Source organism: Microbispora sp. H13382 (assembly GCF_014161445.1).
Lineage (GTDB): Bacteria > Actinomycetota > Actinomycetes > Streptosporangiales > Streptosporangiaceae > Microbispora.
On the sequence record NZ_JABBXA010000034.1, the window covers coordinates 1 to 26,459 of the forward strand.

24 protein-coding genes and 1 pseudogene are annotated in these 26,459 nt (G+C 70.1%); 8 read left to right on the top strand and 17 right to left on the bottom strand.

Annotated features, from left to right (window positions below):
* Positions 1–357 precede the first annotated feature (357 nt).
* Both HHX41_RS38395 and HHX41_RS38400 read left to right on the top strand, forming a co-directional pair.
* Positions 358–1,446 (top strand): AI-2E family transporter, encoded by a 1,089-nt coding sequence (locus tag HHX41_RS38395; protein ID WP_182909874.1) that lies wholly within the window; start codon positions 358–360, stop codon positions 1,444–1,446.
* A gap of 154 nt (positions 1,447–1,600) precedes the next feature.
* On the top strand, positions 1,601–2,011 hold the full coding sequence (locus HHX41_RS38400; protein WP_169981886.1) for a hypothetical protein: 411 nt from the start codon (positions 1,601–1,603) through the stop codon (positions 2,009–2,011).
* A 33-nt stretch (positions 2,012–2,044) separates the two neighbouring features.
* Here HHX41_RS38400 and HHX41_RS38405 read toward each other — a convergent pair whose 3' ends face one another.
* The 7 genes from HHX41_RS38405 to HHX41_RS38435 all read right to left on the bottom strand — a co-directional run bounded on the left by HHX41_RS38405 (position 2,045) and on the right by HHX41_RS38435 (position 12,295).
* Entirely contained in the window at positions 2,045–3,418 is a 1,374-nt protein-coding gene (locus HHX41_RS38405) for a hypothetical protein (protein WP_182909875.1), read from the bottom strand.
* 379 nt (positions 3,419–3,797) lie between these two features.
* Complete coding sequence (locus HHX41_RS38410; protein WP_182909876.1) at positions 3,798–5,273, bottom strand: carbohydrate-binding protein; 1,476 nt, start codon at positions 5,271–5,273, stop codon at positions 3,798–3,800.
* A 38-nt stretch (positions 5,274–5,311) separates the two neighbouring features.
* Positions 5,312–6,907: a chitinase gene (locus HHX41_RS38415; RefSeq protein WP_182909877.1), complete on the bottom strand. Its 1,596-nt coding sequence runs from the start codon at positions 6,905–6,907 to the stop codon at positions 5,312–5,314.
* Positions 6,908–6,912: 5 nt separating this feature from the next.
* The gene (locus HHX41_RS38420) at positions 6,913–8,247 is read right to left on the bottom strand and encodes a cellulose binding domain-containing protein (RefSeq protein ID WP_182909878.1); all 1,335 of its coding nucleotides are present in this window, start codon (positions 8,245–8,247) and stop codon (positions 6,913–6,915) included.
* Positions 8,248–8,809: 562 nt separating this feature from the next.
* Positions 8,810–10,009: a glycoside hydrolase family 18 protein gene (locus HHX41_RS38425; protein WP_220504817.1), complete on the bottom strand. Its 1,200-nt coding sequence runs from the start codon at positions 10,007–10,009 to the stop codon at positions 8,810–8,812.
* A gap of 301 nt (positions 10,010–10,310) precedes the next feature.
* Complete coding sequence (locus HHX41_RS38430) at positions 10,311–10,910, bottom strand: hypothetical protein (RefSeq protein WP_169981893.1); 600 nt, start codon at positions 10,908–10,910, stop codon at positions 10,311–10,313.
* Positions 10,907–12,295 carry a selenium-binding protein SBP56-related protein gene (locus HHX41_RS38435; protein WP_169981894.1) on the bottom strand — a complete coding sequence of 463 codons (1,389 nt, stop codon included), beginning with the start codon at positions 12,293–12,295 and terminating at the stop codon, positions 10,907–10,909. The genes HHX41_RS38430 and HHX41_RS38435 overlap by 4 nt, the downstream gene beginning before the upstream one ends.
* Positions 12,296–12,416: 121 nt before the next feature.
* Here HHX41_RS38435 and leuE point away from each other — a divergent pair, with 121 nt between their 5' ends.
* Positions 12,417–13,103, top strand: a complete 687-nt coding sequence (gene leuE, locus HHX41_RS38440) for a leucine efflux protein LeuE (RefSeq protein ID WP_182909879.1) — start codon at positions 12,417–12,419, stop codon at positions 13,101–13,103.
* A gap of 7 nt (positions 13,104–13,110) precedes the next feature.
* Here the strand turns inward: leuE and HHX41_RS38445 are convergent, their stop codons facing one another.
* Complete coding sequence (locus HHX41_RS38445) at positions 13,111–13,956, bottom strand: LLM class F420-dependent oxidoreductase (protein WP_169981896.1); 846 nt, start codon at positions 13,954–13,956, stop codon at positions 13,111–13,113.
* Positions 13,957–14,241: 285 nt separating this feature from the next.
* On the opposite strand from HHX41_RS38445, the gene HHX41_RS38450 reads away from it, so the two are divergent.
* Positions 14,242–14,883: a VC0807 family protein gene (locus HHX41_RS38450; RefSeq protein ID WP_169981897.1), complete on the top strand. Its 642-nt coding sequence runs from the start codon at positions 14,242–14,244 to the stop codon at positions 14,881–14,883.
* On the opposite strand, the gene HHX41_RS38455 is transcribed toward HHX41_RS38450, so the two are convergent.
* Positions 14,880–15,341: a nuclear transport factor 2 family protein gene (locus tag HHX41_RS38455; protein ID WP_182909880.1), complete on the bottom strand. Its 462-nt coding sequence runs from the start codon at positions 15,339–15,341 to the stop codon at positions 14,880–14,882. The genes HHX41_RS38450 and HHX41_RS38455 overlap by 4 nt on opposite strands.
* Before the next feature lie 44 nt (positions 15,342–15,385).
* On the opposite strand from HHX41_RS38455, the gene HHX41_RS38460 reads away from it, so the two are divergent.
* The 3 genes from HHX41_RS38460 to HHX41_RS38470 all read left to right on the top strand — a co-directional run bounded on the left by HHX41_RS38460 (position 15,386) and on the right by HHX41_RS38470 (position 18,094).
* Complete coding sequence (locus HHX41_RS38460; RefSeq protein WP_182909881.1) at positions 15,386–16,111, top strand: SDR family oxidoreductase; 726 nt, start codon at positions 15,386–15,388, stop codon at positions 16,109–16,111.
* A 76-nt stretch (positions 16,112–16,187) separates the two neighbouring features.
* Entirely contained in the window at positions 16,188–17,060 is an 873-nt protein-coding gene (locus HHX41_RS38465) for an aryldialkylphosphatase (RefSeq protein WP_182909882.1), read from the top strand.
* Positions 17,061–17,224: 164 nt separating this feature from the next.
* Complete coding sequence (locus tag HHX41_RS38470) at positions 17,225–18,094, top strand: alpha/beta fold hydrolase (RefSeq protein WP_182909883.1); 870 nt, start codon at positions 17,225–17,227, stop codon at positions 18,092–18,094.
* Here the strand turns inward: HHX41_RS38470 and HHX41_RS42550 are convergent.
* Together HHX41_RS42550 and HHX41_RS42555 are read right to left on the bottom strand one after the other, a co-directional pair.
* A complete protein-coding gene (locus HHX41_RS42550; RefSeq protein ID WP_396795884.1) occupies positions 18,057–18,242 on the bottom strand; it encodes an ATP-binding protein in 186 nt (61 codons plus the stop codon). The two genes, HHX41_RS38470 and HHX41_RS42550, sit on opposite strands and share 38 nt — an antisense overlap.
* 25 nt (positions 18,243–18,267) lie before the next feature.
* Positions 18,268–18,870, bottom strand: a pseudogene (locus HHX41_RS42555) (winged helix-turn-helix domain-containing protein); the annotation flags it as partial.
* Between HHX41_RS42555 and HHX41_RS38480 the strand changes: the two are divergent.
* A complete protein-coding gene (locus HHX41_RS38480; protein ID WP_182909884.1) occupies positions 18,809–19,234 on the top strand; it encodes a hypothetical protein in 426 nt (141 codons plus the stop codon). The pseudogene HHX41_RS42555 and the gene HHX41_RS38480 overlap by 62 nt on opposite strands.
* A gap of 78 nt (positions 19,235–19,312) precedes the next feature.
* Here HHX41_RS38480 and HHX41_RS38485 read toward each other — a convergent pair whose 3' ends face one another.
* The 6 genes from HHX41_RS38485 to HHX41_RS38510 form a co-directional block, all read right to left on the bottom strand.
* Positions 19,313–20,707, bottom strand: a complete 1,395-nt coding sequence (locus tag HHX41_RS38485; protein ID WP_169981905.1) for an FAD-binding oxidoreductase — start codon at positions 20,705–20,707, stop codon at positions 19,313–19,315.
* 55 nt (positions 20,708–20,762) lie between these two features.
* Positions 20,763–21,548 (bottom strand): ABC transporter permease, encoded by a 786-nt coding sequence (locus HHX41_RS38490; protein ID WP_169981906.1) that lies wholly within the window; start codon positions 21,546–21,548, stop codon positions 20,763–20,765.
* Entirely contained in the window at positions 21,545–22,408 is an 864-nt protein-coding gene (locus tag HHX41_RS38495) for an ABC transporter permease (protein WP_169981907.1), read from the bottom strand. Before HHX41_RS38495 ends, HHX41_RS38490 begins: the two co-directional genes overlap by 4 nt.
* Positions 22,405–23,622 carry a spermidine/putrescine ABC transporter substrate-binding protein gene (locus HHX41_RS38500; protein WP_182909885.1) on the bottom strand — a complete coding sequence of 406 codons (1,218 nt, stop codon included), beginning with the start codon at positions 23,620–23,622 and terminating at the stop codon, positions 22,405–22,407. The genes HHX41_RS38495 and HHX41_RS38500 overlap by 4 nt, the downstream gene beginning before the upstream one ends.
* Positions 23,623–23,708: 86 nt before the next feature.
* Positions 23,709–24,857, bottom strand: a complete 1,149-nt coding sequence (locus tag HHX41_RS38505; RefSeq protein ID WP_169981909.1) for an ABC transporter ATP-binding protein — start codon at positions 24,855–24,857, stop codon at positions 23,709–23,711.
* 51 nt (positions 24,858–24,908) lie between these two features.
* A complete protein-coding gene (locus tag HHX41_RS38510; protein WP_310742368.1) occupies positions 24,909–26,342 on the bottom strand; it encodes a gamma-aminobutyraldehyde dehydrogenase in 1,434 nt (477 codons plus the stop codon).
* Positions 26,343–26,459 lie beyond the last annotated feature (117 nt).

Below are 26,459 nucleotides of genomic sequence, written 5' to 3' on the forward strand. Positions count from 1 at the left end.
CCACCGACCCAGACAACCCGGAAAGAGAGAAGGACACCGGCGACCAGCCCGCGCACAGCCAACACAACCACCGAAGTGATCGAAGAGGAGTGCGCCGAACCGCGCCGACACCACAAGATTACCAGGGCCTGCCGACAGCTTGGCCCGGCTAAGCTCCAACGCACCGGCCCGGAGACCTATTCCCGCAGGTCACCCATCAGATGGAAGTTCTGCGCCTGTGCCTGCGCTCCAACGGCATCGACCCCGGGCTTCATTCCCGTCACGACTCGCGCACGTGCACAGGGGTAGAGGGCCGTACGTGCTAGGACTTGATCCACCTTGCGCAGCCTTGCCAAGAAGAAGGGGTAGGAACGGGACGTGATTCGACAGGGGTTACCTCGCGCCCTGCTCGTGCTGGCCGGCACCGCCGCCGCGGTGATCACTCTCGCCGGTGTCCAGGCGGTGGGCTCCATCGTCGGCCCGGTCGTCCTGGCTCTGACCCTCGTCATCGCCGTCTCCCCGGTGCGCGCCTGGCTGGCCCGGCGTAAGGCCCCGGTGTGGCTGCAGGTCGCCGTCCCGCTCGCCGTAGTGCTCCTGGTCCTGCTCGGCATGGTCGCGGTCCTCAGCCTCGCCGCCGCGCAGCTCGCCATCCTGGCCCCCACGTACGCGGTCCAGTTCAACGCCATGGTGGCCGACCTCCAGCACTGGGCGGCGGGCCTGGGCTACGGCAGCGAGCAGCTCAACAAGGCGCTTTCGTCGCTCGATCCCGGCAAGTTCATCGGCGTCGCCCAGAGCGTGCTGAGCAGCCTGCTGGGAGTGCTGTCGAGCCTGTTCCTGATCGTCGTGCTGCTGCTGGCCATGAGCCTCGACGCCCCCGTGTTCGCCCGGATCGTGGACGCCGCCTCGGCCGAACGGCCCGCGCTCGCGCGCGCGCTCAAGACCTTCACCTACAAGACCCGCCGCTACCTGATCGTCTCGACCGTCTTCGGCCTCGTCTGCTCGGTCCTGGACGTCACCGCGCTGTACGTACTGGACGTGCCGCTCCCCCTGCTGTGGGGAGTGCTCGCCCTCATCACGAACTACATCCCCAACATCGGCTTCATCCTGGGCCTCATCCCGCCGGCGCTGCTCGGGCTGCTGGAGGGCGGGCCCAAAACCATGCTGCTGGTGATCGTGGCCTACATGGCGATCAACGTGGTGATCCAGTCGTTCATCCAGCCGAAGTTCCTGGGCGACGCCGTGGGGCTGTCGACCACGGCCACGTTCCTCTCGCTGATCGTCTGGGCGTGGGTGCTCGGGCCGCTCGGCGCGCTGCTGGCGATTCCGCTGAGCCTGCTCGTGCGTGCCCTGCTCGTCGACAGCGATCCGAACGGCACCTGGGCCGCCGCGCTCATCTCCGGGCGGTTGCCGGAACGCGCCCAGGCGTCCAGCGCCGACCCACAGCCGGAGCAGTCCGAGCCTCGGTGAGGCGGTCCGGCCGCCCGTGATCAGCGGTGCGGGCGGAGACGCCAGCGACCATGAGGGACGTTTCTGGCAAACGCCTGCCCGAGGGCCGTCGGACTGTCCTCGACACGGGACCTTTCGCGGGGTGCCGCGCGGCGCTCCGGCTTAGGGTCGGACCATGCGGCGATGGGACAACGACGAGCGGTTCACCGGGATCGCGGACGCCTCGGCGATGGAGCCACAGGTCTCCGCCCTGCTGGATGCGATGGCACGGGACGGATGGGTGACGGAGCAACCCGAGGCGCACCTGCTCCCCCACCTGCGCCGGGCATGTGGGCCGGAGTGGCTGCTGACCGGCGAACGCCTGCTCGACGACGGCGTGTACGAGGTGACGGTGTCACTCGCCGGCGACAGGGAGGGCGTCCACGTGCATCGTGACGTGATACGGCTGCTGTCGGCGATCGCCGAGACCGTCTTCTTCGTACGGCAGGCCGCGCCGGGCGTGTTCGAGTGCGTGACCGGAGTGCTCGACGGAGACCCGCCCGGTTTCGCGAGCCACGGTCACATGGTCCGCCTCATCGTGACCTGAGTTGCCCCTCCCGCGCGTGGGAGGGGCGCGGGCTCAGGTGGCGGGAACAGTCTCCTTCTCCTCCGGGCTTGGCGCCGGTGCGGTCTCCGTGTCCCTGCGCCGCCACGGGATGGCCGCGATCAGCAGCGGGAACAGCACCAGCGAGCTGATCGCCCACGGCGCGTGCAGCTCACCCCACTTGGCCCCGTGGAACTGGGTGAGCACGATGTATCCGATCGCCGCCCACAGCGAGCTGCCGAGGATCGCGGGCCAGGCCCAGCGGGTGGGGCGGGCGACCAGGAACGGCATGAACCACAGCAGGTACTGCGCGCCGAGACGCGGCGTGAAGATCATGAAGGACAGCAGGATGGCGATCGTGACGTCGACCGGGTCGGCTCTGCGCCACCAGATCAGACACGCGACGATCGCAGCGTAGATCATGTACTGGCCGATCCTCGCCGGGGTCGGGTCGAGGTTCCAGTTGCCGCCGCTGACCAGGGCGGTCCAGCCCCAGTCGCCCGTGATCGGACGGACGTCGCTGGGCCGCAGCCCGATGGTGTTGAGCACCTCGGGCAGCTGCCGCCACTCCGTCCAGCCGCCGATCGGGAGCGTCAGCAGGAAGAACACCGGCGAGACGCCGACGGCGACCAGCGAGACCAGGCGGCTGCGCAGCCCCGGCAGGAACATGAGCAGGGCCGGCACGAGGATCACCGGCCAGCTCTTCGCGCAGAGCGCGAGCCCCATGAGCAGGCCCGCCCACACGGCCCGGCCCGTCGCCGCGCGGTCCTCCTCCGACGGGCGCACGATGCGCCGCACGATCTCGCCCGGCGGGATCCAGGGCAGCGGCAGGTCACGGTTCGCGAGCCGCACCCTGGCCCACGGCAGCGGCACCGGCCGCCGCCAGTCGCCCGGGCCGCGCGCCACGACGTACGCCGCGACGGCGAAGACCAGGGAGACCGGCTCGACCTGGCCGTGCACGGAGGCGACGAGGATCGCGAGGGGGTTGCAGGCGTACTGGAAGGCGCGCAGCTTCTCGGTCCGGCCCCCGGCCAGCTTGCCGACCAGCGGGATCAGCACGACGTCCGCGACCACCGTGACGATGCGTCCGGCGTACTCCCACGGGATGCCGAGCCACAGCAGCAGCCCGTACATGTACGGGATCGTCGGGAGGAAGTGCCATCCGCCGTTGCTCTCGAGCACCGGGTCGCGGCCCTCCCGGATCGCCTCGCCGGCGGGCTGGAAGCTGTTGACGTAGTCGACCGGCTGCCAGTGGCTGTCCTTGGCCGACAGAACCATGATCAGCACGCGTACGGCGATGCCGAGCGTGAGCGTGACGGCCAGGGATGGCCGCCAGCCCTTCCATTGGGCGACGAGCGCGAGCGCGACGCCGGCGACGAGGACGATGCTGGTGGGGATCGCGTATTCCATGACGGTGCCAAGACTGCCTGACGAAGGGCACAACAGGCGACTCGATCCCCGATTCGGTGACCGCACCGTCGCGATCCGTCACGATTCGAGGTATTGTGACCACGGAGCGTTACATCCAGGAGACTTCGATGAAAATTCGCCTGTGGATCACCCTTGCCGTGGCCGTGATCGTCGGAATGCTGATCGGCCTGCTCGCCCCGACGCATGGAGGCGACCGGTCCGGCGGATAGGGGGGTCGTCCCCGCCGGACCGGCCGCCTGCTCATGGGCGCCCGGCTCGAAGCGGCGCGCGCCCGCGTCCCGGGCGCCGCGCGGCGACGGCGAGGGATCCGGCCCGGCGGGCCGTGGCCGGGTCCCTCTTACCGTGGGTAGGACGCGGGTCAGAAGCCCGCGGTGACCCGGGTGAAGTCCCAGTCGTTCTGCGCGATGCCGCTGCAGTTCGACACCACGCCGCCGCCCGGGCAGCCGCGGTCGCGGTTGACCGACCAGAAGGCGAGCCGGCCCAGCCCCTTCGACTTGGCCCAGTCGCGGATCTGCGTCCAGGTGGACAGCGAGGTCAGCTCCTGCTGGTCGGACAGGCCGTTCATGCCCGAGATGCCCATGTGCGCGTACGCCTGGGCGTCGCTCCAGCCCCAGGCCGCCTTGAGCGCGTTCTTCAGGCCCTCGGACGCGTTGACCGTGTTCTGGTACATGTTCGCGCCGCCGCCGAAGTCGAACGGCATAATCGTGTAGTTGTCGATGTCGACGCCGAGCGCCTTCGACTGGTTGATCAGCCGCGTGCCCCACCAGCTCGGGCCGGTCGTGCTGGTGCCGAAGGTGACGACGACCTTGACGTTCGGGTTGTTCTGCTTGACGATCTTCAGTCCGCCGAGGATCCGGTCCTGGACGGCCTCGTTCTCGAACTCGTCGCTGTTCTCGATGTCGAAGTCGACCGCGGCCGGGTTGTAGGCGTTGATGACCTGCTGGACGGCCGAGGCGAAGGCCGACGAGCTGGCGCAGTTGGGGCCGAGCTTGTTGCCCTGCCAGCCGCCGAAGGAGATCTGGACGTTGCCGCCCGCGGCCTTGATCTGCGAGATCGCGGTGGCGTCGGGGCTGCCGGACAGCGGGCGGGAGCCGTCCCACGCCGGGGTGCAGCCGCCGCCGGAGAGCATGAAGGCCATCGTGAACTGCTTGACCCCGGTGGCGTTCATGACCGTGGCCGGGTTCGGCGGGTTGCCCCAGCCCTCGTACAGGTACGGCGCGCCGGGAAGCTTGCCGCCGCTCTGGGGGCAGCCCGTGGTCGTGCCGGTCACCGCCCCGCTCGCCGCGGACTCGCCGTTCGAGTTGTACGCCTTGACCGTGTACGTGTGGCTGGTGCAGGTGCCGAGGCCGGAGATCGTGGCGCTGGTGCCGCCGACCGTCGCCTTGACCGAGGTGCCCTCGTAGACGCGGTAGCCGGTCACGGTGCCGCTCGACGCGGACCAGGACAGCGAGATCGACGCGTTCGTGGTGCCGGTGACGCTGGGGTTGCCCGGCTTGCCGGGCGCGCCGGACGGCGGCGTCGGCGACGGGCTCTGCGACGGGGTGCCGCCGCTGACCTGCTTCCACAGCGCCGGGACGATCGGCGGCTCCCAGCCGGTCAGGGACGTGTGCGCCTGGATGCACTCGTAGTCGGCGCCGTTGTAGGTCACCCGGGCGCCGACGGCGTACCAGGTGTTCGGGGCCCAGGCCGGGTAGGCCAGCATGACCACGCTGTTCGGGGCCGCCGAGGCGGACGCGGCCGTTCCCGCGACCAGTCCGGCGACGGCCAGGAGGAGGGAGGCCAGCAGGGCGACCAACGCCCTGGCGTGCCGGCCCGTACCGAAGCGAAGCTGCATTCTTCCTCGCAATGGTGGTTGGGGGGTGGGTGGGGGGATCACTTCAGGGCGTCGAGATACGCCCTGTGGGAGCGGGAGAATTCGGAGCCCGTGTACTTGTCCCAGTTGACGGACCAGGCCATGAGGCCGCGCAGGCCGGGGAAGACGCCGTGCGGCCGGTAGGCGCCGCAGCCGGTCCCCTTCGCCAGGCAGCCGAAGGCGCTCTGCACCTCGGCCGTCGTGGTGTAGCCGTTGCCGGCGTACGGCGCGGCGGGCAGGCCGATCGCGACCTGGTCGGGACGCAGCGGCGGGAAGGTCGCGCCACCGGCCACGGGGAAGCCGGTGAGCAGCATGTCGGTCATGGCGACGTGGAAATCGGCCACGCCCATCGTGTGGTACTGGTTGTCGAGGCCCATGATCGGCCCGGAGTTGTAGTCCTGGACGTGCAGCAGCGTGAGGTCGTCACGCAGTGCGTGGATCACGGGCAGGTACGCCCCGGAGCGGGCGTCGGCCGTGCCGTTCCGGCCGGGACCGTAGAACTGGTAGCCGAGCTGGACGAAGAACGTCTCGGGGGCCATGGTGAGCGTGAACTTCGCGCCGTACCTGGCCTTGAGCGACCGGATCGCGGAGATGAGGTTCACGACCACCGGAGTGGTCGGGTTGCGGAAGTCGCTGTCGCCGGGGTTCAGCGACAGCGAGTGGCCCTCGAAGTCGATGTCGAGGCCGTCCAGGCCGTACCTGTCGATGATCGCGGCGACCGACTGGACGAACGTGTCCCGGGCGGCGGTTGTGGTGAGCTGGACGATCCCGTTCTGGCCGCCGATCGAGATGAGCACCTTCTTGCCGGCCGCCTGCTTGGCGCGGATGGCCGCGACGAAATCGGCGTCGCTTTCGACGTTCGGGCACTCGGTGGCCGGGCAGCGGGTGAACCGGATGTCGCCGGAGGTGGGCGAGGTCGGCTCGCCGAAGGCCAGGTCGATGATGTCCCATGCCGCGGGCACGTCGGCCATCCGGACGTAGCCGGAGCCGTTGGCGAACGAGGCGTGCAGGTAGCCCGCCATGAGCCGCTTCCCGCCCGGCGGCGGGGGCGTGGGCGAGACGGACGGCGACGGGGACGGCGACGGGCTCGCCGGGGGTGACGCCGACGGAGAGGGGGACGGCGAGGGCGGGGCGCCCGGGCCGTCGAGGACGACGTCGTCGGCGTAGTAGGCGCCCTGGCCGTACCAGCCGTTGACGTAGATCGTCACACTCGTGGTGGACGACCCCGTCGTGAACGACGTGGACAACTGCGACCAGGACGCTCCCGGCGACGCCCATGTCTGGGCGTTCACGCCGGCGCCGGTCGCGCCCAGGAACACGTAGTTCCCCCGCACCCACGCCGACAGCGCGTACGTCGTGAACGGCTTGACGGTGATCGTCTGCTCGCACCGGGCGTAGTCACTGCCGGCCGGGGTCGCGGACAGGGCCCTCGACCCGCCGTGGACGGGACTCGACACCGCCTGAGCCGTGGACGCGCACGTCCAGCCCGACAGGCCCGACTCGAACCCCGGATTGGCGGCGATGTTCGCGGCACGGGCCGGGCCGGTGAACGTCGCCGTGAGCAGGCCGGCGAAGGCGACGGACGCCGCCGCGCCGAGGCCGATGAGCTTCTTCATGTGCGTCATCCCGTGTACGAAGCGAAGATCTTGGAGAACTCGTAGGGCGCCTGGGGGACGTTGGTGCAGGAGTAGAGCGCGCCGGTGCAGGCGTTGCGGTCGCGGGTCGTCTCCCAGAAGGCCAGCAGGCCGAGGTGCCTGTCCTTGGCGAAGGCGACCAGTTGACGGGCGTCGTCCTGGTTGTAGATCCGGCCGTCGTCGTTCTGGCCGAGCATGGGCGTGACCCCGACCATCCGCCACACCTGGGCGTCGGACAGGCTGGGATACAGGCTCTTGAGCTGCGCGAAGGTGCTGCCGGCCGCCTGGACCGCCGCGTCGCCGTAGTCGACGGACTGGTAGTAGTCCATGGCCATGACGTTGACGGCGTCGAGCCTGACCCCGGCGTCGCGGGCGGACCGCACCACGTTGAGACCGTCGGCGGTCAGGCCGTTCGGCAGGACGGGCAGCGTGAGGGAGATCTTCAGGTCGGGGTGGGCCTGCTGCAGCCGGGCGAGCGCCTGGGAGCGGCGGGCGATGGACGCGGGCTCGGCCGCCGCCGATCCCTCGATGTCGAGGTCGATGTACTTCAGGTCGTAGGCGCTGACGACGGCGTCGTACTCGGTGACCAGCGCTTTCACGTCCGTGCACGCTTGCGCGAGTTCGATGCCGGTCGCGCCGCCGAAGGACACCTTGACGTCCCCGCCGCCGGCCCTGATCGCGTCGATCTGGTCCTTCGCCCACTTCTGCCGCGGGTCGTACGCGTTGAACCACATCGCCTTGCAACCCGACGCGGTGACGAACGCGAGAGTGAAGCTCTTCAGGCCGGACGCCGCGGCCATCGCGCTCAGGCTCGGGGTCGGCCAGGCGCCCATGTCCACGTACGGCGCGGTGCGCAGGGCGCCGGGCGCGGGCGGCGGCGGACTGGGAGACGTGCTGGGGGATGCGCTCGGGGACGGGGACGGCGAGGTCGTGACGCCGTCACACGGGCCGCCGTTCAGCCGGCAGTTCACCGGTCTGCCGGGCCCGCTGTTGACCCAGCCGAACGTCGCCGAGGCGCCGGGGGCCAGGCCGCCGTTGTACTCGCGGTTCCTGAACGTGTAGTGGTCGCCGGAACGCGTCATCAGCGCGTCCCAGTAGGACCCGGCCGTCGAGCCGGCGGGGAGGTCGAACTCGACCGTCCAGCCGGAGAGCGCGGTGGTCCCCGTGTTGGTGACGGTGTAGCGGCCCTGGTAGCCGGAGCCCCAGTCGGAGTCGGCGGAGAAGACGGCCTTGACCGTGGCGGCCTCGGCGGGCAGCGCGACGAGAGCGAGCGCGAGTGCGGCCATCGCGGCGAGCGCACGCCAGACGTGCTTGATCTGCATGGACACAACCTCTGTCGGGGGGTGAACGGGGAGGTCATGGAATCCGTACGGCCGGCGCCTGACGGAGGCGGCCGATCAGAACGGCACCGGCCGTACGGCACTCAAGGGCGTCTGGTGACGGGACGCGGGGATGGAGAGGCTAGAGGTGAGGAAGGGCCATCGTCGGCTCCCGGGTCGTTCTTTTAGGAAAGTTTCCTAAGAGTTGTACGGATCGTAGCTTCGCGGTCGCGCGTCCACAAGACCCAATTCGACAGCGTTCTTAACGAACTTTGTCATCGCCGGTCGGCACGCGGTGACGTGTTATGCGCGCGTTAAGGGTCGACTGGCTGTCCGTTAAGGCGGTTCTGTCCCCCACACGCTCACTGGCGAGTCTCATCGGGCACGGCGCAGCCGCCGCGCGTCGGGCGCAGGCGGCGAGCGGGCGCGCCGCGGCGAAGCGAGGTCAGCGGCAGTAGAGCCGGGGCAGTGCGTGCCGAGGCCGGGGCCAGGCGGGGCAGAACCGGGGGCAGTGCGTGCCGAGGCAGCGCGGGTCAGCGGAGGGCCCGCGCGGGGCGACGCCGGATCAGCGCAGGACGGCACCCTCGCGCACGGCGTGCCGGCCGTCCCTCTGCACGTTCACGAAGTCGACGAGGCCGACCAGCTTCTCCAGTTCGAACCCGGCATCGATGCGGTCCGGGTCGGCGGGGAGGTAGACCGTGAGCAGATAGTGGCGGCCGGTGGCCGCGCCGAGCGCGTCGAGTTGCGCGCGGAACTCGGCCAGCAGGGCCGTCAAGGACCGCCTGTCGTCGACGCCGGTGTGGTTGCCCAGGTGCCCTTTGCCGCCGGGCCACTCCCAGTCGATGTCTATCCCGTCGAAGACGCCCGCCGCGCTGCCCGGCCCGCCCCTGCCGTCGACGCCCGGCAGGTCGCCCCTGATGTACGCGTCGAGACACGACTTGACGAACCTCTGCCGGCTGGCGGCGGTCCGCGCGACGTCGGAGAAGTACTTGGAATACGTCCAGCCGCCGATCGAGACCAGCGTTTTCAGGCCGCGGTGGCGGGCCTTCAGTTTCTTCAGCTGGTTGAAGTTTCCGGCGAGCGGGGCATCGGGGGGATCTGCCACGCCGTCCAGCGACTCGGCGGCCGTGAAGCCACGCTGGTAGTCGGCCCACGCGTCCCCCGCGCCGTCGCCCTGGTCGGGGTCGTTCGGGTCGGGCGCCAGCGGCCGGGTGACCCCGGTGAGACAGGTCAGCGATCCGGGGTCGATGTTCGCGAACGCGTAGAGGACGTGGGTCAGCCTGCCCGCCAGCCCGCCGGTCTCGAGGTCTCGCACGGTGGAGGTGGCGCCGTACGCGCCGCGCTGCGCGACGTACCCGACCCTGATGCGGCTCGGCGAGGGGGACGGCGACGGCGTGACGGTCACCGTGACCGTCACCTCCGGCATGGGAACGGCGTTCTGCACCGTCACGGCGTGCGCGGTCGCGGCGTGCGCGGTGCCCGCTTGCGCCATGCCTGCTTGCGCCATGCCTGCTTGCGCCGTGCCTGTTTGCGCCGTGGCTGCTTGTGCGGTTGCGGCTTGCGCGGTGCCCGCTTGCGCGGGGGCGACCGCTGCCCGCGCCGGCGCGGGGGCGGCCCGCGGTGCCACGACCCGTGACCTGGCCTCGCTGACGGCCGTCGTGCCGGTCTCGGTGGCGCGGGCCGGGCCGTACCAGGCGACGAACAACGAGGACAGCAGGGCGCTCAGGACCACGACGGTGAAGGCGCCACGCGTGATCGCTCCCATGGTGGGCTCCGAACAGTGACGAGCCTCCGCGGCGAGGCACGGAGGCGAGAAGAGGAATGCCGCGGGAGCGTAGTGACGTCACCGCCGGACCGACAAGCAGCGCAGTCTTAAGCCCGGATTATGCGTGCCTCATGTCGCAGGTGGGCGCGTTCCAGCGGCATCACCTGCGGTTACCCATGGTGTCGCCCTTCTCTGCAAGTTTCACCCCCCGCCCCCGGTGGCGAGACTGCCGGTGCCGTGCCGGCGCGGGCGCCGGGCGGCCGCACGGCGCCCCACGCCCCGGCCGCCTCAGGCGGCTGTCTCAGACGGCGCCGACCAGGGTGAAGACGCCCGCCCCCAGCAGTGCGAACGCCCACATCCTGTCGAGGTTGAACCAGGCCCGCCGCAGGACGGCGACGCCGAGGAACTCGTACACGACGACGGCGACGACGGTCGCCGTGAGGAACATCGCGAGCGTGTGCACGCCCGCGACGAGCATGCCGCCCGACAGGGCGTGCCCGTGGTGACTCGCCGGCATGCGGGTCAGCACGGGCAGCAGCATCAGGCCCGCGCCGTGCACCGACGACATCAGGAACGACCAGGCGGCCAGTTGCGGCAGCGACAGCCGCATGCCCACCCAGCGGAAGTGCCGCCGGGCGAGCAGGTGCCACAGGCCGAACCCGACGAGCACGACTCCCGCCCCGATCGCGAGGGCCGTGGCCGTCACCAGCGACCCGGTCGCCGACACGACGGCCACCACGAGGGCCACCGACACGAGGTGGCCCAGCGCGATGACCGGCAGCGACTGCAGCAGCAGGTCGCGGCTGCGCTCCTGCAACCCCCGCGCGACGGCGAACAGCCAGCCCATCGCGGGATTGATCCCGTGAAAGGCGCCGAGCAGGATGACGGCGGTCAGGGTCACGGGTAGCAGTAGGAGTCGGAGGACGCGTCGCCGCCCTGGAGCCGGGTCTGGTGCGGGCGCAGGCCGCGGAAGTCGTCGCCGTGCGGGAAGAACCTCTCGTCCAGTGTGAACGACTCGGTGTCGATCTTCGCCATCCAGGCGCCGACGCCGTCGGGATAGAACTGGTCGTCCCAGGCTCCGTACAGCGAGTTGGTGACGTAGACCCGGCGGCCGTCGCGGCTCACCTCGACCATCTGCGGCCCGCCGGCGAGCCGCTCGTCCGGCGCCGCCGGGTGCGCCTCGCGCCGCACGATGCCGCCGAGGCGGACCGAGCCGAGCTCGACCGGCTTGAACGGGTCGGACACGTCGTACTGCTTGAGCTCGCCGGTGCCCCAGCACGACACGTACAGCCGCTGGTCGTCGACCGACAGGTCGATGTCGGTGACCAGCGGCGGCACCGCGCCGAACGGCTTGAGCACGTCGGGCAGGTCGTCCGGCGAGGCCGGCTCGGCCGGGATCGTGATCACCTTCTCCGCCGCCCAGCGGGAGCCGTCCCTGTGCCACACCCACACGGAGGCCGACAGGTCCTCGACGCTGGTCACGACGCCCACGAAGCCGTAGGTCTTGGTCGGGTCGTGGGCGGGGCGCAGCTCCAGCGTCATCTGGTGCTGGTCGCCGAGGTCCACCTCCTGGACGTGCCTGCGCTTGCGCAGGTCCCAGAAGTGAATCTTGTGGCCGTACTTGCGGCCGAGCAGCAGCTCGCCGACCACCCCGTCCTCGACCATGGACGGCGTGCCCCACTCGGAGGTGACCAGGACGTCGTGGTTGATGTGCCACCAGAAGTCGTACGCGAGGTACTGCGGGCCGCGGTCGACCTCCCACCGGCCCAGGACCTCGAACGAGTTGTGGTCGAGGATGGCGATGCCGCCGGGCCCGTCGTCGCCGTACCCTCCGAGCGCGCTGACGTACAGGCCCTCGGGGCCGCAGTGGACGGTGTGCGGGCGGGAGTAGCCGGCCCGCTTGCCCAGCTCCTCGGGCTCGATGACCTTCACGAGCTCCGGGCTGACGCGGTCCTTGGTGTCGTACACGTAGATCCGCGACGACCGCAGGCCGGGCACGATCAGGTAGCGCCGCTCGACGTGCGGGTGCGGCGCGTAGGGGCACAGCGCGCTGCTGCAGGCGTTCCAGCCGAAGTGGTGCAGCTCGTCCCCCGTGTGCGGCAGGTCGGTCCAGCCGACCACGGTCCCGTACGCCGGGGACGCGGGATCGGTGTCGAGGACGGCGAGCGCGTCGGGCCGCTGGGCCGACCGGTCGAAGGCGGCCACGTAGGCCAGCTTCTCCGGCGGCGCCTCGGCGGCGTCGCGGGGCGAGGGGTAGAAGGTCGGATCGGGCTTCCACAGCGTCATGGACTCAAGGATTGTCCCTTATTACCCATAGGGTCAATAGGAATCTTCGGTCCCGCACCCTGCCGTGACCACAGACCGTGAAGAGCTATACCCTGACTTATCGCGCTTTACGGAGGCAGGGTTGTTCTTCGGGATCACCAACATCTGGACGTACATCGTCGGCTCGTTTCTGATCATCCTGCTCCCGGGGCCGAACTCGCTGTTCGTGCTGTCCACCGCCGCCCAGCGTGGCGTGCGGCAGGGTTACCGCGCGGCGGCCGGGGTCTTCGCCGGCGACTCGGTCCTCATGTTCCTGTCGGCCGCCGGGGTCGCGTCGCTGCTGAAGTCGACGCCCGTGCTGTTCTCGATCGTGAAGTACTCGGGCGCGGTCTATCTGGCGTGGATCGGCTTCGGCATGCTGCGCGGCGCCTGGCGCTCCCTGCGGGCCTCCCGGGCAGGGGCCCCGGCCCAGGTCACGGAGGCGGCGCAGGCCGTGGAGGCCGTGGAGGCGGCGATCCCGGCGGCGGGCGACCCGTTCCGCAAGGCGTTCACGATCAGCCTGCTCAACCCCAAGGCGATCCTGTTCTTCGTGGCGTTCTTCGTGCAGTTCGTGGACCCGTCGTACGGCGCGCCGGTGCTGTCGTTCCTGATCCTCGCGCTGATCGTGCAGGTCTTCAGCGTGGCCTACCTGAGCACGCTCATCTTCGGCGGCACGTTCCTCGCGAGCCACTTCCGGCAGCGCCGCAAGCTGTCCGCCGGGCTCACCTCGGGGGTCGGCGCGCTCTTCCTCGGCTTCGGCGCCAAACTGGCCACCGCGACGCTGAACTGAACGACGCTCACTCCCCGTGCAGGTCGGCGAGAGCGCCCTCGAAGGCGTCCATCGCCCGCTGGACGCGGTCGTATCCGGCCGAGGGCAGCCAGGCCATGACCCGGGACACCCCGGCCTTCTCGCACTGTTCCAGCGCGCCCGGGTCGGCCGGCGCGGACAGCATCAGGACCTCGACCTGCCTGCCCGCCTCCTCGGCCCGCCGGAACAACTCGGGAACGCGATCGAGGATCCCAGGGCCGTAGTTGGGCAGCCACGCGTCCCCGTAGGCGAGCACGCGGTCGAAGACGCGCGGCCCGACGCCGCCCACCAGGATCGGCGGGTATGGCTTCTGCGCCGGTTTGGGCCATGACCAGATTGGGTCGAAGGACACGAATTCGCCGTGGAACTCGGCCTCGTCACGGGTCCAGATCTCCCGCATCGCCCGGACGCGCTCGCGCATGACGGCGAAGCGGCGGGCCGGGTCGACGCCGTGGTGGCGCAACTCCTCGCGGTTCCATCCGGCGCCGACGCCGAACTCGAACCGCCCGCCGGTCAGGTTGTCCACGCTCGCCACCGTCTTCGCCAGGCCGATGGGCTCGTGCTCGGGCACCAGGCAGATGCCCGTCCCCACGCGCAGCCGGGTCGTCGCCGCGCCCGCGGCCATCGAGGCGACGAACGGGTCGTAGCTGTGCCAGTAGCGCCGGGGCAGGTCGCCGCCCCATTCGTCCTTCGGCGTCTGACCGTCCGGCGGCACCGGGATGTGCGTGTGCTCGGTGAACAGCAGCGCCGTGTGGCCGCGCTGCTCGACGAGCCGGGCCAAGGCATCCGGACGAACCGCATCATCTGTTGCGAAGTAGCCGAAACCTGAGTCCATGCCGTCAAAGTAACCCGCGCTCTCCGCGCGCCGGGGAAAGCGCCCCGCGGCCATCGGCAAAGCGCTGACCAGGGGTTTCCGCGAGCTCGTAAGCCGGGTGCGGCCATGCCGTACCGTTATGACCCAGCGATCGGCCCCGCGCATTCGGGCCCCGCAGGGGCGGCCGTCGGGTACCGTGAGCCACCGACAAAGAGCCTGCCCTCGGGCGTTTCCGCCCGCGATGTCCGGGTAGGCGCGTTGCCCAACCACAGCGTCGGTCTCCCCTGCCGGCCCGTTGGAGTTGCCATGAACCACACGCCTTTCGCACTGCCACGGCTCACCGCACTGATCAAGCAGGCGGTGCCCCGGCTCCTCGAAGGCGTGGTGGCTCCCCTCGTGGTCTTCTACGCGGCTCTCGCGGTGCTCGGCCTGCGCGGCGCGCTGATGGCCGCGGTGTCGTGGGTCTACCTGGGCGTCCTGTGGCGGCTCGTCCGGCGTCAGCCCGTTCCGGGGACGATGATCATGGCGACGATCGCGATCACCTTCCGCACCGTGATCGGACTGTGGACCGGCAGCCCCGTCCTCTACTTCATCCAGCCGGAACTGGGCACGATCTGCATCAGCATGGTGCTCCTGGCGTCGGTGCGGATGCGCCGCCCGCTGGTCCAGCGGCTCACGCTCGACTACATCCACCTGCCGTCGTTCGTGCTGCGGCACGAGCGCGTCCGCACCTTCTTCGCCCGGATCACCCTGCTCTGGGCGTTCGTGCTCCTGGTCAACTCGGCCATGAGCATCTGGCTGCTGCTGCACGAGTCGATCGGCGACTACCTGATCATCCGCACCGCCGCCGTCGCCGTCGTCACCGGCCTCGCCTTCCTCGGGTCGGTCTGGGCGTTCCGCCGGGTCCTGCGGCGCCTGCACACCGAGGCCCCGGCGATCACCGCTTAGCCCTCCAGCGTGTGGGTGCGCACCGCCTCGTCGCCGCGGGTGTGCCAGGCGTCGAACGCGAAGGCCACGACCTTCCACCCCTCGGCCTGCCGTACGAGCCGGAGCCGGTAGACGCCCCACACCTCGAACATGCCGCCGCCCAGCGCGGCGTCGAGCAGGTTGTAGGCGTAGCCCTTGGTGGTCACGTGCGCCTCGGCGCCGTCCACGGTCACCGCGAAGTTGCTCACCGTGTGGAAGCTCTGCTTACGGGCGTGCAGGCCGGTCCGCCAGCCGTCCACGAGGGTCTCGGCGCTGATCCGCGCGGGCTCCCCGCCGTTGAGGCTGGTGAAGTCGGCGTCCACCTCGCCGGCGAACAGCTCCCGGCACACCGGCCAGTTCTTGGCGTCCACGGTATCGAAGACGGCGGTGACGACGTCCACGATCTCGGCCCGGTCCACCAGTGCGGCGATCTCATCCATGGTCACCATCCTGCCCCACGCGATCTGTGATAGGCACGCTTGTCATGGGTACCGCACTGGTCACGGGCGCCTCACGAGGCCTGGGCGCCGTCATCGCCGAACGGCTCGCCAAGGACGGCTGGCACGTCGCCGTCAACTACGCCAACGACACGGGCGGGGCCTCCGCCGTCGTCGACCGCATCACCGCCGCCGGCGGATCGGCCCGGCCGGCCCGGTTCGACGTCACCGACGAGGAGTCCGTACGGGAGGGCGTGGCCGCGATCGGGCACGTCGACGTGGTCGTCAACAACGCCACCGGCCCGCAGCCGCTGATGCCGGTGGAGAAGCAGACCTGGGAGGACCACCTCGGCCAGCTCCGCTTCTTCGTCAAGGCCCCGCTGCTGATCCTGCAGGCCGTGCTGCCCGGCATGCGCGAGGCCGGGACCGGCCGGATCGTCAACGTGGGCAGCGAGGTCGCCGACCTCGGCAACGCGGAGTTCGGGCACTACGTCGCGGCCAAGGCCGCGATGCACGGGCTCACCCGGTCGTGGGCCCGCGAGCTGGGTTCGTACGGGATCACCGTGAACACCGTCGAGCCGGGCTGGATCCCGGTGGAGCGCCACGCGGACGTCCCCCCGGAGGACTACACCGACTACCTGCGCGACGTCCCGCTGGGGCACATGGGCGCGCCGGTGGACATCGCCGAGACGGTGGCGTTCCTCGCCTCTCCCGGTGCCCGTTTCGTCACCGGTCAGCGGCTCGCCGTCAACGGCGGCAAGACGATGAGCTGACCCCGCCCACGCCTCCCGGGTAAAGAATCACGTGATTCAGGAGCAGTTTAGGCAAAAAATCGGTTAATGTCCGTTCATGTCCGGCGCATATTTCCCTCGAATCCAGACCGTCACGGGCGCCGTCCCCGTCTCCGAGATCGACGGGCCGGTGCTCCCGTACGAGCATCTGCGCACCGACACCCGCTGGGGGGTCGGCGTGGACTCCGATCCCTGCCGGTGGCTGGACGAGGAGCGGTACGTGCTGGCCGAGGTCAAGCACCTCGGCAGGGAGCAGGCGCTGGGCCTCGTGGTGGAGCACAGCTGCATCGGCATGGCGCGTGACCCCGCCGCGCTCGCCCGGATCTCGATGGCCTCGCGAGTGCCGATCGTGGCCGCCACCGGTTTCGCGGCGCAGCCGTTCGCGGGTGAGGCCATCACGCGATACGGCGTGGAGGACCTGACCGCCGATCTGCTGCACGAGATCGGCGCCGGGCTGGACGGGACGGGCGCGCGGCCGGGGGTCATCGTCACCGCCTCGTGGGACGAGGCGCCCACCCCCGCCGAGGAGCGGGCCGTCACCGCCGCCGCCCGCGCCTCACTGCGCACGGACCTCCCGGTCGCGACGGGCGGTCTGGAGCTGCTGGAGCTGCTGCTCTCGCAGAACGTTCCCGCCGGGCGTCTCGCCGCCCGCACCGGCGACCCGCTGGCCCAGCGCAAGATCGCCGAGACCGGCGCGTACGTGAGCGTGGACGACGCCGAGGACGTCCTCACCCTCCTCGACGCCGGGCACGCCGAGCGCGTCCTGCTCAGCAGCGGCGTACGCCTGCGGGAGCACCTGTCCGGCTACGGCGGGCAGGGCTACGGGCGGCTGTTCTCGTCGGTCGTCCCGGCCCTGCGGGAAGCCGGCGTGGACGACGGCACCCTGCGCCTGATCACGCACGACAACCCCCTCCGCTGGCTCACCCCCTGACGACACGGGTGGAGCTGGTCGAGCACTACCGGCGGCTGCTGGGCGTGGCGCAGTGGCTGGGGACCCCGCAGCGCGAGATCGTCCCCCGGTCTTAGGGGCCGAACCCGGCGCTCATGGCGTGCCCGTGCGATTTCCCCGGGGCGCCACGGGCAGGGGCACGTGCCATGTTCGCCGGATTCGAACTCAGCTATGTCGAGGTCGGGGACGTGCGTCTCCGGGTGCGGCACGGAGGCCGGGGACCCGCAGTGCTGCTGGTCCACGGGCATCCGAGGACCCACACCACCTGGCACCTGGTCGCGCCCGCTCTCGCGGCCGCCGGATACACCGTCGTCTGCCCGGACCTGCGCGGCTACGGCCGGTCGACGGCGCCTCCCGACGAGCCGGACCATTCCCAGGCCGGCAAGCGCGCCATGGCCGGCGACCTGGTCGCGTTGATGCGGGAACTCGGCCACGAGCGGTTCCACGCCGTGGGCCACGACCGCGGCGGCTACGTCGTCCAGCGCCTCGCGTTGGACCATCCGCACCGCGTGGACCACGTCGTCATCCTCGGCGACGTACCGATCGGTGAGGCACTGGCCCGCTGTGACGCCCGGTTCGCCCAGGCTTGGTATCACTGGTTCTTCATGGGTCAGCCCGCACCGCTGCCCGAGCGGCTGATCGCCGCCGACCTGGACGCCTGGTACACGCTCGACCCGGCCCGGATGGGCCGGGAGAACCACGCGGACGTGGCCGCGGCGACAGCCGATCCCCGGGTGCGGCACGCGATGTGCGAGGACTACCGTGCCGGGCTGGGCGTGGACCGCGCCGCCGACGACGCCGACCGAGCCGCCGGACGGCGCATCACGAGCCCCCTGCTCGTCCTGTGGGGCGCCAGGGACGACCTCGCGGAGCTCTACGACCACGACGTCCTCGGTGTGTGGCGGCCGTGGGCCGCCGACCTGTCCGGTCACGCCCTCGACACCGGCCATCACATGATGGAGGAAGCCCCTGAGGCCCTCACCGAGGCCCTGCTCGCCTTCCTCCCCCGGCCATGAGCCCGGCGTCCGGCCCGCGCGGGCGGCGCAGGGTGAGACGGAAGGCGCAGCCCGGGGCGCCGGAAGTCCCGGACGTGACGGTGAGGTCGCCGCCGTGGGCCCGGGCGATCTGCCGGGCGATGGGCAGGCCGAGGCCGGTACCGGGCACGTCGCGGTCCCTCCAGCCGGTAACCGGCGGCGGTGACGGTGGTGATGACGGGCGGGTCGCCGAGCTTCCTGCGCAACCGGCTGAGGATCACCCGCACCGAGGTGGTGAAGGGGTTGGCGTTGGCGTCCCACACGTGCTCCAGCAGGTCCTCGGCCGACGGCACCCGGCCGGGGTGGTGCATGAAGTAACGGAGCAGGGCGAACTCGCGCGACGTCAGCTCCAGCTCGGCGCCCGCCCGCCAGGCCCGGTGGGTGACCGGGTCGAGTTCGAGGTCGCCCACCCCGCAGCAGCGAGCCGTGCTGGTCTCCGCGCCGGCCCAGCGCCCGCAGCCGGGCCACCAGCTCGGCGAAGTGGAACGGCTTGACCAGGTAGTCGTCGGCGCCCGCGTCCAGCCCCGCGACGCGGTCCCCGACCGCGTCGCGGGCGGTGAGTACGAGCGTGCGCCGGGGGCGGCACAGATGCGCGTCATCGGCGAGCGAAGGCCGCGAGCACATCGAGAACCGAGGGAATCCTCATGCGTATTCGCACACTCGTCACCGGCCTCGGCCTGGCCGCCGGCCGCCGGGGTGTCCACCCCCGCCCACGCCGTCACCGCCGCGACCGCCTGCGCCGTGGAGCTGAACTCCATCTACGCCGGCAACCTCGACGAGAAAGACGGACGGGACGAACTCCGCTTCCGCGTGGACGGCAACCTCTTCCCGCGCGTCAACTCCAAGTACTCGACGATGACGGCGGGCGACACCGACTACGGGTCGGACTTCGAGGACCCGACAACGATCGTGGACCCGACCCACTCCGCGTCCTTCAACCTGCGTGAGGTCACGCCTCCGGCCGCCGGTTCCGGCACCTCGCTGGGCAGCGCCACCGCGGACTGGTCCGACTGCGACACCCTGGATGTCGGCGAGTGGGTGGACCTCCCCTCGCAGAAGATCAGCGGCACCGACGAGACGTACTACGACTACCGCGTCGTCCTCAGGGTCACCGGCATCTGAGCCGACCGGCCTTCCCTACGGCAGGTCGCGGTTCCCCTCCGGTCCGCACGGCGGAGGGGAACCGCGGCCCGCGCATCCTCAGGAGTCGAAGCCGACGCCGAGGGCGTCGAGGGTGCGCAGCCAGGCGTTGCGGCGGCCCTCGTGCTCGTCGGCCCGGGCGATGGCCCAGCGGGTGAGCTGGATGACGCCGGACCGCACCGGCTCGGGCGGGAAGGGCATCGGCTTCTCCCGCACCATGCGCAGGTCCGTACGCTCGGTCACCCGGCCCTGCAGCAGGTCGAGCATGACATTGGCCCCGAACCGGGTCGCGCCCACGCCGAGGCCGGTGTATCCGGCGGCGTAGGCGAGGCGCGAGCCGTACGCGGTGCCGAAGAAGGCGCTGAACCGGCTGCAGGTGTCGATGACCCCGCCCCACCTGTGGGTGAAGCGCAGACCGTGGAGCTGCGGGAACGTCTCGTAGAAGTGCGTGGCGAGCTTCTCGAAGGTGGCGTCGCGCTGGTCGTACTCCGGTCTGACCAGGCCGCCGTTGTGATAGACGGCGTCGTAGCCGCCCCACAGGATCCGGTTGTCGTCGGTCAGGCGGTAGTAGTGGAACCGGTTGGCCGAGTCGCCGATGCCCTGGCGGTTCCGCCAGCCGATCTCCGCCAGCAAATGGTCCGGCACCGGCTCGGTCATCAGCGCGTAGTCGTACACCGGCACGAGGAAGTGCCTGAGCCGGCGCAGCAGCGGCGGGAAGGCGCCGGTGCCGAGCGCCACCCGCCCGGCCCTGACCCGGCCCTTCGGCGTGCCGAGTTCGAGCGCCATGCCGTCGTCGTGCAGGGAGCGCACCGGCGTGTGCTCGAAGACGCGCACGCCGAGCCGCACGCAGACGTCGCGCAGCCCCCACGCCAGCCGCGCCGGGTCGACCATGGCGACGCCCTGCCGGTCCCACACGCCGCCGAGGTACGTCGGGGAGTCCACCTCGGCCCGCACCTGCTCGCGGTCGAGCCGCTCCAGCGGCAGGCCGAGCGAGGCCGCCGCGCTCACCTCCTCGTCGAGCCCCGGGAGCTGCCATTCCTCGGTGGCGACCTGCAGCTCACCGGTCCGCTCGAAGGAGCACTCGACGCCGTACCGGGTGAGCGTGCTTTCGATCTCGTCGAGGTTCTCCCGGCCGAGCCGTTCCAGCGTCGCGATCTCCGCGGGCCAGCGGTCCTGCCCGTTGCCGAGCCCGTGGGTCAGGCTCGCCGCGCAGAACCCGCCGTTGCGGCCGGAGGCGGCCCACCCGACGGCGCGGCCCTCCAGGAGGACCACGTCGAGCGAGGGGTCGCGCTCCTTGGCCATCAGGGCGGTCCACAGGCCGGTGAAGCCGCCGCCGACCACCGCGAGGTCCGCCGTGACGTCTCCCGTCAACGGGGGCAGCGCCTCGGGTGCGATCGGCCGGTCCAGCCAGTACGGTTTGCGCTCCGCGTCAGCGAGAGCTTTCTGCGGACTCACACATTTCACTTCCCCTCGAGATCCCGGGGATCTCACAGGTTCTTACAGGGTGTCGTCAGTTCCGGCGGCGGGCCATGAGGGCGTTGACCACGGCGATCAGCACACCGGCCGCGAAGATTAGCGTGCCCATGACGTTGACCTGGGGCGGGATGCCCACGCGGGTGGCTCCCCAGATCCACAGCGGGAACGTCACGGTCCCGCCCGCGTTGAAGTTGGTGATGACGAAGTCGTCGATGGACAGGGCGAACGCCAGCATCGACCCGGCCAGCACACCCGGAAAGATCATCGGAAGGGTGACCAGGCGGAACGTCGTCCACGGTCCCGCGCCGAGGTCGCGGGCGGCCTCCTCGAGCGAGGAGTCGAGGGTCATCACCCGGGCCCGCACGGTCACGGCCACGAACGAGATCGAGAACATGACGTGCGAGATCACGATCGTCCAGAACCCGAGCGGCACGGCGAGCGTGACGAACAGCGACAGCAGCGACGCGCCCATGACGATCTCGGCGCAGGAGATGGCCGCGAACATGACGACGTTCATCGTCCCCGACCCGCGGAAGCGGTAACGGCCCAGCGCCAGCCCGATGAGCGAGCCGAGCACCCCCGCGATGATCATCGTCAGCACGGCGATGAGCAGCGAGTTCACCAGCGCCTGGGTGAGGTCGCCGATCTCGAACAGCTTGCCGTACCACTTGAGGGTGAAGCCCTGCCAGGCGGTGTTGTAGCGGCCGTGCGTGTCGTTGAACCCGAACAGGATCATGACCGCGATCGGCACGACCAGCCAGGCGACCACCAGCCAGGTGTAGATCTGGAGGCCGCGCCCCCTCAGCAGACCCTGTCTCATCGGGCCGCCACCTCCAGCACGTCGTCGGTGCCCAGCGCCCTGGCGTAGGCGAAGATGCCGACGAGCAGCAGCGCCATCAGCGTGAACGACAGCGCCGAGGCCGTCGGGTAGTCCTGCGTCACCAGGTACTGGTTCTGGATGACGTTGCCGATCATCGTGGTGTTCGTGCCGCCGAGCACGGACGCGTTGACGTAGTCCGACGTCGCCGGCACGAACGTCATCAGCACGCCGGCGAAGACGCCGGGCAGCGACAGCGGGAGCACCACGCGCAGGAACGTCTGGAACCGGCTCGCGTACAGGTCCTGCGCCGCCTCCAGGACGCGCGGGTCGATCCGCTCCAGCGCCACGTACATCGGCAGCACCATGAACGGCAGGAAGTTGTACGCGAGGCCGCCGATCACGGCGAACGGCGTGGCGAGGACACGGAAGCCCTCCGGCAGCAGCCCTATGTCCTTCAGCGGGCCGAGCAGGATGCCGTTGTCCGACAGCAGGAACTGCCAGGAGATCGTCCGCAGCACGAACGACACCAGGAACGGCAGCAGCAGCAGGAACAGGTAGACCGACTTGTGCCTGCCGCCCTTGAACGCGATCCAGTACGCCACCGGGAAGCCGATGACGATCTGCAGGACGGTCGAGGCGAGGCCGTAGAGCAGCGACCGGATGATCTGGTCGTGGTAGTTCGCCAGCCCGTCGGCGTACGAGTGCCAGTTGAAGGTGAAGGCGTAGCCGTCCTCGACGCTGCCCGACTGCAGCGACAGGGACAGCATGACGATCATCGGGACGACGAAGAAGATCGCGAGCCAGAGACCGCCCGGGAAGATCAGCGCGTACGGCGTGAGCGCCGCCCTCAGCCTGCTCATGACGTGGTGATGGGCTGGAAGATGCTTTCGAACTTCTTGTGCTCCTCGCTGTTGTCGAAGGTCACGTAGGTTCGCAGCTTGGCGTAGTCGTCGTCGCTCGGGAACACCAGCGGGCTGTCGGCGATCATCTGCAGGGTCTTTTTGTCGGCCCCGGACGCCTTGGCCGCGTCGGCGAGGATGGCGTCCCTGGCCGCCGGGACCGGCGTGACGTAGTTGATGTACTCCGCCAGGCTTCCCGCGATGTCGGGCTCGTAGAAGAAGTCGATCAGCGCGATCGCGTCGACCGGGTTGGCGGCGGTCCTCGGGATCATGAAGTTGTCGGTCCAGATCGTGGCGCCCTCCTGGGGGATCACGAACTTCAGGTCCGTGCCGTCGGAGAGGTTCTTCTGGAAGATGTCACCGGACCACGCCTGGCAGATCCAGATGTCGCCCTTGGCCAGCGGGTCGATGTACGACTGGTCGTAATATTTCCGGACGATTCCCGAGTCGCGCTGCTCGGTGAGCTTCGCGGCCGCCTTCTCCCAGTCGGCCGGGGTGGACTTGTCCGGGTCGATGCCGAGAGCGAACATCGCGAAGTTCGCGATCTCCTGCGAGTCGGCCATCATGCCGACCTTGCCCTTGTACTTCGGGTCCCACAGGGCCGAGTAGCTCGTCGGCGGCGTGTCGATGTACTTCGGGTTGTAGGCGATGCCCGTCATCCCGGACGCCCACGGGACGGTGAAGACGTTGCCCGGGTCGAAGGACTCCTGGGTGTACCGCGCCCCGACGTTCTTGGTGAAGTTCGGCAGCCGGTCGTGGTCGAGCGGCACCAGGTAACCGAGCTTGATGAGCTGGGTGAGCTGGACGCTGTTGGTGAAGACCATGAGGTCGTAGTCGATCGACTGGCCGGCGGCGAGCTGCGGCTGGATCTTGGCGTACCAGCTCGTGGTCTCCTGGATGACCTCCTTGTAGGTCACCGTGATCCCCGTGCGCTTGGTGAACTCCTTGAGTTCGGGCTTCTTGGGGTCCATGTAGAGCGGCCAGTTGGCGAAGTTCACGTGGCCGTTCTTCGCCTTGCCCGACCAGAACTTCTCCACCTCGGACTGCACCTGGGCGGAGGATGTGGGCCGGGCGGTGCCCTTGCCCTGCACACCGCAGGCGGCGAGGGCGAGCCCGGCGGCCGACAGTCCCGCGAGCCGGAAGGCGTCGCGCCTGCCGAGCCGGCGCTGGGTCATGCCACGGAGGATGGCGGGGTCCTGCCTGTATGGGTGGTTCATTGGGGTTCGGTGCTCCGGGTTCTATGTACCGGTGGTTCGGGGTGTTACCGCAGGGCGTAGGAGTGCCAGGGCTGCCAGGAGAGCCAGACCGAGTCGCCCCGCTCGGCGGTGATCGTGCTGTCGTGCGCGTTCTGCTCGAACACCGTGATCTCGGCGCCGTCGCCGAGCACCACGACGTAGCTGTTGGAGGTGCCGAGGTAGACGACCTCGGCCACGGTCCCCCGCACGACGCTGAGATCGCCCTCGGGCCGGTCCTTCGCGATCTTGATCTTCTCCGGCCGGACCGTGAGGTCGACGGTCTGGCCTGCCGAGAGCGTGCCGTCCGAGGGGATGAGGATCCGGTCGCTCTGGCCGAGGGCGAGCACGGCGGTGGCTCCGCTGACCTGTTGCACCGTTCCGCTCAGCAGGTTGGAGGTGCCGATGAACCCGGCCACGAACTTGCTGGCGGGCCGCTCGTAGATCTCGCGGGGTTCGGCGAGCTGCTCCACGAGGCCGTCGTTCATGACCGCGATGCGGTCGCTCATCGTCAGCGCCTCGCTCTGGTCGTGCGTCACGTAGACGAACGTGATGCCGACCTCGCGCTGGATGCGCTTGAGCTCGATCTGCATGGCCTGGCGGAGCTTGAGGTCGAGCGCGCCGAGCGGCTCGTCGAGCAGCAGCGCGCGGGGCCGGTTGACCAGGGCGCGGGCGAGCGCGACGCGTTGCTGCTGGCCTCCCGACATCTCCTTCGGCCGGCGCTTCTCGCGGCCGACCAGGTCCACGACCTCCAGGATCTCGCCGACGCGGCGCTTGATCTCCGCGTCGGGAACCTTCTTGCGCCTGAGCCCGAACGCGACGTTGTCCCACACGTTCATGTGCGGGAACAGCGCGTAGGACTGGAACACCATGTTGATGTCACGCTTGTTCGGCGGGACGTTCGTGACGTCCTCCCCGTGGAGCCTGACGACCCCCTGGGTGGGGTCCTCGAACCCGGCGATCATTCGCATGTTGGTGGTCTTGCCGCAGCCTGAGGGGCCGAGGAGGGAGAAGAACTCCCCCTCCGCGATGGCGAGGCTCACGCCCTTGACCGCCCGTACGACCTCGCCGTGCGAGACGTACTCCTTCACCACGTTGTCGAGCTCGATGGCGGGCACGTCTCCTGATACGGGGGCAGCCGCGACGGCTGCCCCCGGGCCCGCCTGGATCTCTGTCATTCCAGGCTTATCCCTCTTTTTCGATAGGTGCCCGGCCGGAGCCGGAGGCACCTATTCGCCGATGTAGTGCATGACGTGCTTGACGCGGGTGTAGTCGTGCAGGCCGAAGACGGACAGGTCCTTGCCGTAGCCCGAGTGCTTGAAGCCGCCGTGCGGCATCTCGGACACGAACGGGATGTGGGTGTTGACCCAGACGATGCCGAAGTCGAGCCGCTTGGACATCCGCATCGCGCGGCCGTGGTCGGTGGTCCACACCGAACTGGACAGGCCGTAGCGGACGCCGTTGGCCTTGGCCAGCGCGTCGGCCTCGTCGGTGAACGTCTGGACGGTCATGACGGGACCGAAGATCTCGTCCTGCACCATCTCGTCGTCCTGCTTCAGCCCGTCCACGACGGTCGGAGCGAAGAAGAAGCCCTTGTCGCCGACGCGGGTGCCGCCGGTGAGGACCTTCGCGTGCTCGGGGAGCCGCTCGAAGAAGCCCTCGACCCGGGCGAGCTGGTTGGCGTTGTTCAGCGGCCCGAAGTAGGCGTCCTCCTCGTCGAGGCCGCCCAGCTTGGTGGCGGCGGCGGCCTCGGCCAGCGCCGCGGCGAACTCGTCGTGGATGCTCTCCTGCACGAGCACGCGGCAGGCGGCGGTGCAGTCCTGGCCGGCGTTGTAGAGGCCCGCCCCGGCGATCTCCTCGGCGACGGCCTTGATGTCCTTGACGTCCTCGAAGACCACGACCGGGGCCTTGCCGCCCAGCTCCAGGTGGACCCGCTTGAGGTCGTCGGCGGCGGTCCTGGCGACGGCCATGCCGGCACCGACCGAGCCGGTGATCGCGACCATGTCGGCGTCGGCGTGCCCGACGACCAGGGCGCCGGTCTCCCGGTCGCCGGTGACCACGTTGAAGACACCGGCGGGCAGGACGTCACCGAGGATCTCGGCCAGCTTCAGCGTGGAGACCGGGGTGGTGTCGGACGGCTTGAGCACGATCGTGTTGCCGGCGGCGAGAGCGGGGGCGATCTTCCACACCGCCATCATCATCGGGTAGTTCCACGGCGTGACCTGGCCGATGACGCCGATCGGCTCGTGCCGGATCATCGAGGTGTGGTCGGCGAGGAACTCACCGGCGGTGGGGCCCTCCAGGGTGCGGGCCGCACCGGCGAAGAAGCGGAAGTGGTCGGCGGCGACCGGGGTCTCGTCCTCGGCCATGCGGGCGCGGGGCTTGCCGGTGTTGCGGCACTCGGCCTCGTTGATCTCGTCCGCGCGGGCCTCGATCGCGTCGGCGACCTTGAGCAGCAGCGCCGCGCGCTCGCCCGGCGTCGTCTGGCCCCACGTCTCGAACGCGGCCGTCGCGGCGGCGTAGGCGGCGTCGACGTCCTCCTGACCCGACACCGGCGCCTGGGCGTAGACCTCGCCCGTCGTAGGGTCTACGACGTCGGAGAAACGGCCGCTCGCGGCGTCGACGAACTTCCCGTTCACGAAGTTCTGGAGACGGGTGGTCACCGTTGACCTCCTGTTGAGGTGGCTGAGATGTCGCGACTCTGGCAGAGCAAAGAGCCATAGACAAGGGATTTCGTCGCTAAGATACCAAATTGCTACGGAATCGCTTGACACGAGCGA